Origin of the sequence: Cupriavidus oxalaticus (assembly GCF_038900635.1) — a bacterium.
Classification (GTDB): domain Bacteria; phylum Pseudomonadota; class Gammaproteobacteria; order Burkholderiales; family Burkholderiaceae; genus Cupriavidus; species Cupriavidus oxalaticus_B.
In genome coordinates this window covers 111,766-119,641 of record NZ_JAYMRX010000024.1, presented here as the reverse complement: position 1 = coordinate 119,641, position 7,876 = coordinate 111,766, and the positions used below count along the sequence as shown (strand labels likewise).

The 7,876-nt window shown below is 60.6% G+C and carries 4 protein-coding genes and 1 pseudogene; 3 read left to right on the top strand and 2 right to left on the bottom strand.

Annotated elements, in window-relative coordinates; genetic code table 11:
* The 3 genes and pseudogenes from VSR71_RS28540 to VSR71_RS28530 form a co-directional block, all read left to right on the top strand.
* The coding region (locus VSR71_RS28540) for a transposase domain-containing protein (RefSeq protein ID WP_342917020.1) at nucleotides 1-235 on the top strand (235 nt) is incomplete at its 5' end.
* 1,187 nt (nucleotides 236-1,422) lie between these two features.
* Nucleotides 1,423-3,291: a phage integrase family protein gene (locus VSR71_RS28535; RefSeq protein ID WP_115683999.1), complete on the top strand. Its 1,869-nt coding sequence runs from the start codon at nucleotides 1,423-1,425 to the stop codon at nucleotides 3,289-3,291.
* A 201-nt stretch (nucleotides 3,292-3,492) separates the two neighbouring features.
* A pseudogene (locus VSR71_RS28530) lies at nucleotides 3,493-3,939 on the top strand (IS481 family transposase); the annotation flags it as partial.
* A 1,114-nt stretch (nucleotides 3,940-5,053) separates the two neighbouring features.
* On the opposite strand, the gene VSR71_RS28525 reads toward VSR71_RS28530, so the two are convergent.
* Both VSR71_RS28525 and VSR71_RS28520 read right to left on the bottom strand, forming a co-directional pair.
* Nucleotides 5,054-6,025 carry a ParB/RepB/Spo0J family partition protein gene (locus VSR71_RS28525; protein ID WP_115683998.1) on the bottom strand — a complete coding sequence of 324 codons (972 nt, stop codon included), beginning with the start codon at nucleotides 6,023-6,025 and terminating at the stop codon, nucleotides 5,054-5,056.
* The gene (locus VSR71_RS28520; protein WP_172583729.1) at nucleotides 6,022-7,233 is read right to left on the bottom strand and encodes a ParA family protein; all 1,212 of its coding nucleotides are present in this window, start codon (nucleotides 7,231-7,233) and stop codon (nucleotides 6,022-6,024) included. Before VSR71_RS28520 ends, VSR71_RS28525 begins: the two co-directional genes overlap by 4 nt.
* Nucleotides 7,234-7,876: the final 643 nt, after the last annotated feature.

Here is a 7,876-nt window from a genome sequence, read left to right as displayed (position 1 = left end):
GAATGCGCTGCGCGGTGTCGCGTTGGGTCGAAAGAATTTTTTATTCGCCGGCGCCGACAGTGGCGGCGAGCGTGCGGCCGCCATGTACTCGCTCATTGGGTCCTGCAAACTCAACGGCATCGATCCGGAGGCCTATCTGCGTCACGTCTTGGCCAACATCGCCGACCATCCCATCAACCGGATCGACGAACGCCTGCCGTGGAACGTCGCCGCTCAACTGGCGTTGCAAGCTTAAAGCAGGACCATTCCTGTCTCGTCGTCAACCACGGTGCTGGCGATGCGCTTACGGAGTGTCGCTGCGGCCGGGCGTTTCCAATAACGTTGTCGGATCCTGACGGCCCGCCCGGCAGCTGCCCCTTGCGATCGGCTGCGCTTTTTGCCCCCGAGTTGTGCCGCCACCCTCGCATGGTGCCGGCGGACATGGTGGCGATGGATTCGTTGGTGGTGTGGCTCGACGTGCTCACGTACCTCGCGTATTCAGAGGTGGTCGCAGGCCGACGCTATTGGACCCCACGCCTGGCTTTGAGCGCTGGCGGAGCGGCGCGTCCGCGATACGCTTGCGGACGGCGGCTTGCATGCGCCGGACGCCGACGAGATCGCGACCGGTCCGTTGGGGCCGTGGTGGAGTGCAGGCGCCGCCACGCTGCCTGCCTCGTTAGGCGGTTATTGCCGGCGCGAGGCATGGCGCCAATCGCCCGGCCTGACAAGGCAGCGCGCGGCTATCGCGCCATGCGGCACCGTCAACGCCGCCGGCGTGCCATTATCGCGCAATAGCAAGCTCACGGGTGGACGGTGGCTGCCGCCCTCGACCCGGCCGGCGCCCTCCGCAGGCGGCGCCTGCTCGGCGGGCTAGAGCGCGGCACTAGGTTCTGGCTTTACCGAGAAGCTGTCGGCGCGTTTGTCGCGCGCCTGTGCGACGGGCGAAGTCATGCAGTTGGCGAAACACCCCGAGCCGCTATCTGGGATTACGGTCCGCGTTGCTTCGCTATCGCCCGGTTTGAAGTCGTCTGCGCGAACGACATCGCCGCGAGCAGCGACAACATCAGGTAGTAACCGTCCGCTGTGGGAGCGAGTCTGATGTGCGTAACTTTGCACCGCCTGATGCTTTTGTTGCCTGATAACTGGTATTATCAGGTTTGAATTATTCCACCGAATGCGGCATTTTTCAGGGTGCGTTGGGATCAACCTAGGGGAAACGAGTGACGGCATCGGCTTTGGGGGCCGCCCGGCGCGCTGCGGACGGGATAGATCCGAGGAGACGCGGGCCCAGTGTAGCCACAAAATGCCGCAGGCGCCACCGCTTTTCCGCGACAGGAAACCCGTGAGCCCAGACACCATCCGCGCACGTAAGACTCTAACGCCGGCAAGCCTTAATATTGTTATCAGGTAAGCCGAACTTCGAACAGACATTGCGCTCTAGCTATGGCTCAACATAATCACGTCGCCTCCACCCACCCTCGTTATACCCGCGCCGACTTCACGGCGCTGCGCTTCCGCCTCAACCGGATCCCCACCGCCGACATCCTATCGCGCGTATATGACGAGGAGGCGCTGCAGGCTGCCGGTATCGACACCCCGGCGCAATTGGAGGCGCGGCTCGACGCGATGCGGGACCATCTGGTTGAGCGCGTCTGTCTTGCGAATCCGTACCTGTCGCAAACGTTGGCCGACGCGCGCCGCTTCCACCGCTGGCCGAAGACGGCGATCGATTACCTAGTAAGGGCCGCGGACGCGGATTTCTCTCGGCCGCAACCTGACGATCCGGTCTCCGCCTGGCTGCGGCCAATTGTCTTCCGGACGCTACGCGCGGAGCAGATCCACACGCTTGCGCAACTACAAGCCTATATTGAGTCGCGGGGCAAGCGCTGGTACCTGCCGATCCCGCGGTTGGGCGCGGGCAAGGCGCGTGCGATCGAGCGCTGGCTACAGGGCCATGCCGCCACGCTGGGTCCGCTCGTAGTCGCCGACGACACCTCGCAGACAGCGTTGGTCGAACTGGCCCCGGATATCGTTCGCAACCTGGTGCCGCTCGAGCAGATCCGACGGGTAGTACCGGCACTCGATGGCAGCCAGGGTCGCAATCGCGCGCCAGGCCTATGTCTCATCGCCGCGCGCAATGATCTCGAGGCTATCCAGGCGTACCTCTACCGGTTTCACGACCGGGACAAAACGGCCCGTGCCTATCAGAAGGAACTCGAGCGGTTCCTGCTGTGGTGCGTGGGGGTGCGCCGCACCGCCTTGTCCAGCGTGAGCGCCGAGGATTGTGAGCGCTACAAGGATTTCCTGGCTCAGCCGGATGCGGCCTGGATCGGCCCCAAGGTTCCCCGAAGTTCGGCACGCTGGCGTCCGTTTGCGGGCCCTCTTCAGTCGGAATCTCAGCGTTACGCGGTGCTGGTGCTGCGCGGTTTTTTTGCGTGGCTGGTTGGCGTGCGCTACCTCGGCGGCAATCCCTGGCTGCTGGTGCACGACCCACTGACGGCGCGCCGCGACGTGCCGCTTGCGATCGAAAAGGCGTTGCCAGACAGCCTCTGGGACACGCTCGCTCGGCCTGATGGCATCCTCGACCAGCTCTGCGCCAAGTGGCCCGCGTCGTCGCCGGAGAGTGTGCGGGCCACTCCACTGACCGCAAACGACGCCGACGCACCGGGGGCGCAGTACCGGCTGGCACGGGCGGCGGTACTGCTGTTGGGGTGCACCGGCGCGCGCCGCGAGGAGGCCGCCCGCGCGCTGCGTTGCCACCTCAAGCCCGTACCAATGCAGGCGGCCACGCCCGCAGGTCTCTGGGAACTGGCGCTGCTTGGCAAGCGCAGCCAGTGGCGCACGGTGTTTCTTCCGCAGCGGGTCGTTGCGGCATTGCGTGCCCACTGGAATGACAGAGGTCATGATTTCGAGGACGGGACGCAGTCGCTGTCGTTGCTTTCACCCGTGGTGGTACCGGCCACTCCCACGGCTCGGGCGAAGCACCTCAGCCGGGAAGACGGCCAGCAGGCTTTGACCGGAAAGGGGTTCTCACCGGACGGGCTGTACCAGTTGCTCACCGCAATGTTGCTGCGCATCGCCGAGGATGCAACGCTGCCACTGGCGGATGCGGAACGTAGTCTGCTGCGTCAAGTCTCGCCGCATGCATTGCGGCATACTTTTGCCACGCATGCGGTAGCCAACGAGATGCCACCGGATGTCCTACAGCGGCTGTTAGGCCACGTCTCGCTGCAGACGACATCATTGTATGTGCGGGCAGAGCGAGCCCGTAGCCTCATGGCCGTAGCGAAACTTTTTCCCAATTCGGAGTAGGGTTGGCCTTGCAGTGTCCCGACCTGGGGAATGGGCCGAACGCGAAGCGTAGAGAGGCTGTCCCAACTTGGGACAGCCTCCTGAGGCAGTTCATTAGAACTACCTAATGGTGACGCTCCAATACCTTGAATTCATGACTCATCCGAACTGAGTCTGGAAACGGAAAGTCACCAAACACCCAGACTCCAAGAGTTCGGCCGGATGAACACCCATAAGAATGCCCGACTCACCTTTGGCCGTCGACTCGAGGTGGTCCAAGACATCACCGAACATGGCCTGAGTGTGCGCGAGACATTCGCTAGCCATGGCGTTACAGCACTCACGGCTCGCAAGTGGTGCTGGGCCGCCATCTGGCAGGTGGCGTGCCGGCGCTCGCCGCGGACCATTGACCCATCCAAGGCCCTGTTGATTTTCGAGTGGCAGATGCTCCAGCGGCAAATCGCCCGCAGTGTTGGTGTTTCCGAATCCACTGTCAGCCGGTTGCTCGCGCGCGCTGGCCTGTCCCGGCTCGCCGATCTGCCGCCACGCGAACCCGTCATGTGCTATGAACACGCCGCGTCGGGGACCTGCCGCACATCGACACCAAGAAGCTCAGTCGCATTGGAGCGGCCCAGGCACCGCGTGACCGGCAACCGCCGCGATTCGGTTGGCAGCAACACTATAACTGGCACCGACCACATAGCGGCATCGGTGGCCGTGCGCCCATGTCCTGACTTCCAGCGCCGAGAAAGGACGTCTTGACGCTTCACATCTAGTCGACCTCGCATCGAGGCCGTTGCCCGCGACTGTCCCAAGTCGGGACACCACGCTGTCCAAAATCGCCTTGATACCGGGCGGCAGAGGCGCTCTAGGCAAGGTGCGGATGGCAGGCCAGAGAGAGATCCCGGCAGACTCCGGACCGGCTCGTCTAAAGTTTAACTCGGGTCCTAAAGACATGACCTCGTCTAGGGGGCCCCTTCACGGCAATACACGGGTGGCGATTGGATCTCCCTGCCAAACCCCTACGTACCAGGCGATGTCGGTGGGGCCCAGTCCACTCAAGGCGTGGATGTGGGCGATCCCTGCAGGGGCCAATATAGGGTTCGGGGCTTCACACGGTCCAGCTTGGGACCGTCACCTTAAAGTTATGCAAGGCCGCTACTTGGGACAGCCTAGGCGACGCATTGGTACTGAAGTGCCTTCACTGCCTAAGAACCGGCGCTAGTAGTGGGCTGCCTTCTGGAATCCCTGGCAACAGAAGGCTTGCGAGACGCAATATCATTCATGTGATCACCTCGAAGGCCGCGCCGTCCCACGCGTGGCCACCAAGAATTCCTTGGCGCATCGTACCGCACGGAGCTGTCCCAACTTGGGACACGGGCCTGCCGATAACTTCTCGTATGAATTGTCCTATCACATGCCCAGCTGCTTGTCTGAAGCCCGAGACGGACGAAGCAATCCGAGCGCAGCCATATTGGAATTAGGCAATGTCACTGGCATGTTCCTGTGCATCGGCTTGGCATTTGTGTCCCAACTTGGGACAGCATCAACTATGCATGCCGACACCGCTGCGTTCCTCTCGAATGCAGGTGAACAACCTCTTTTGCTTTTTGCTTAGGGAGCCGTGGTACATGCAACTGTCGCGACTTGGGACACTCTGTAGGCCCAACACATTGCAGAGTCACGCCGGAAAAGCCGCGCTCGAGGCCGCTGAAATCCTATCAAAATAAGACGCTCAACAAAAAACCCGCCATCGGCGGGTTTTCTTGCCATGCTCACCCACCTACTTCGGCTGGTGATGAAACGTCTCGCTGATCAGTTGGCGAATCTGGGTCTCGAGGGCTTCGCTAAGAACATTGCCCTTGATCTTCACAGTGAAGCCATTGACGTCCTTCGTGATCGAGCCCGCATGTTCCTTACCGGAAAAAAACTTGTCGATGCTACGCTCGCTTGCTGAACTGGCGGCCTCAGCCCGGCGAGTCGCTAGCGCCTTGATCGCACCTGCCGCCTTGCCTTGATCCATCTTGCCCGACGCCACTAGCGGCCAGATTTCCCTTGCCGCAGCATCGCCGGCCTCACCGTACTTGCGGATCGTCATGACGATGGCCTCGGCAGCCGTCCCGCCGAGCAGGTTCGGCTGAAGATCCAGATCCCGAATGACATAGTCAGGCAGCTGGGCAAAGCTGAGGAAACGATAGAGGCCACTTCGCGAAAGCCCCAGGGCTTCCGCCAGACGGGCGCGGGACGGAAACTCCTTCTCCGTTTGCCGAATGGAGAGCGCAATCTCATAGTCAGACAGGTCATCCCGGCTCACGTTTTCAACGAGCGCAAGTACCGCCATATCTGCGTCAGAAGGCTCGGCGACTACCGCCTTGATGGTATCCGCGCCGAGCATCTTGTGGGCCCGCCACCGCCGTTCACCGGCCACGATCTGATAGCCTGATTCGGCGCGGCGCACAACGATGGGCTGCATCAATCCCACTTCACGGATTGATTCCGCCAGGTCGGAGAGCTTCGAATCGTTGAAGACACGCCGTGGTTGCCAGGGGTTCGGGCCGATCTCCGAAACTGCAATTTGCGAAGCGACCCCGGCGGCCTCGAGCTCCTGTACCCGCATCTGTGCGACAGCCAAGGCACCTGCCAGTCCCGGCGCCGTTTGGGTGCGATCGTTGCGCTTAATCTCGTCCTTCTGAATCGCCGACGTCTTACGGATACCAGCCGTCTTTGCCAATAGCTGCTCTCGCATATTGCTCATTGCGCGTTCCTCCATTTTTCTGCATAGATTTCATCCAGCCATCGGCAATAGTCCACAATCGGCTGGCGCACCCGCTGCAGCGATTTCGCTGCGCTATGAGTACTGCTCACATCAAATACGGTCGAGAAGGCCAAAGCCCCGGTGCTCATCACGGAGCTGGCGGGCACTTCAATCGAATGCAGCCAGCTTTCGTAAGCGCTCTGGGCCCACGCCCGCACTATGGGCGCAGACGACGTGCGCCCATAGTCGACCTTGGACAGCAGCAGCGATACGAAGTCGTACTTCTTGTCTGCTTCGTATTTGATAAAGCTCTTGGAAACATCCGAGAACAATCGCCAGAACGACAGCGAGCTGATGAAGTCGAGGTTCTCCGGAACCATCGGCATCACCATCGCGTCGGCCGCCATAAGCGCATTCAAGTTCAGATACGACAGCGAAGGCGACGTGTCCATCAGGATATAGTCATAGTGCCTTCGTAACGGCTCTAGCCCTTCCCTCAGCACAGTCCAGAAACGGAAACCCGGCTTCACCTTTTGCATGGCAGGCAAATGGAACTCAGCCCCGATCAGCTCGGTGTGCGCGGGAATCAGGTCCAGGCCGTCCCAATAGGTCGATTGCACTTGGCCCAGCAAGCCCCCCTCAATCTGCTGATCATAGATAAAAGGCAGCACGGAGTCGTCCGGCGAAACGTCCTTCTCTGCGTACAACCCACACAACTCCGAGAGCGAAGCCTGCGGATCCAGGTCCACCACCAGCACTTTCCGGCCGCGCAGCGTCAGCCCTTGAGCGAGGCACATCGTGGTCGTGGTTTTGGCCGACCCACCCTTCAGCTGGGCCGTGATAATAATCTTGCCCTGAGGCTCCCTTGTCCCGGTGACCAAAGGCGTCTGATACACGTCTGAGACTTTCTGCACCCAAATGCGCGCTTCTTCGAGCGTGAAAGTTCGCGTGCGACCGGTTCCGGCGGCAGTACCTGGCGGCAGATCGCCATCCCCCTTGGTGGCGAGATACTGGACCTGGGAATGCGAGATGTTGCACATCTCGGCAATCTCCCCCGTTTTATAGACTGGAGCGGTTTTTCTTGGGCGGGGCGCGAGTATCGTCTCGCGAAGCTCATCCGTGAAAATCGTGACCTTTTCCGCGAACTGGGAGATCTGCTCGAGCGGGACAGTTCGGTCAACGGCAGGAAGTTGGCTTGTTTTCACCATTCTGAGGTTTCTTCACAAAATTCCGGAAACCTCAGAATACAGGAAACGGCTAAGTAACGCCTCATATAGCGCTGTTTTTTAAGCCAATTTTCCCAAAAAGCTACAGCTTTGCTGAACTTTGAGGCGGTAAAGAGGCGCCTTGCCCTCCATAGGCGATTACAGAAGCTTCAGGTACGTGGATATTTCTCCATTGCGCCTCGGGATCTTTGCACAAATGACCTCACCATCCAAGGCGCGAAGACCCGCCGCCCCGTTCCGTGTACCGCAAAAATTGCAGGATTGTGCACAAGCAACCTCACCTTATCGGCAACATCGGCGGTGCGTCCGGGCGAGAGCGGTCTGTGGAGTTCGAGCCGTGATCCCTCGCAGGGCGACAGCCGTGCCGGAAAAAGCAATACAGTGAACAGCCCGATGCTTTGTGCTCGCGAAATATGCACGCACAATCAACCTCACCTAATCAGCTCTTGCACAATAAACCTCACCTATGCCTACGCACATACAACCTCACCTTCAAGTACGGTGTGGAGGTTCGCATCGCTGCAAGCGGGAATGGGCACCAACCGGCTACATCTAAACTGGGCTCAAGTCCACGCATATACATCTGGGAAGGGAACGAAATCCCCGGCATGGATGCGGAGGCTCC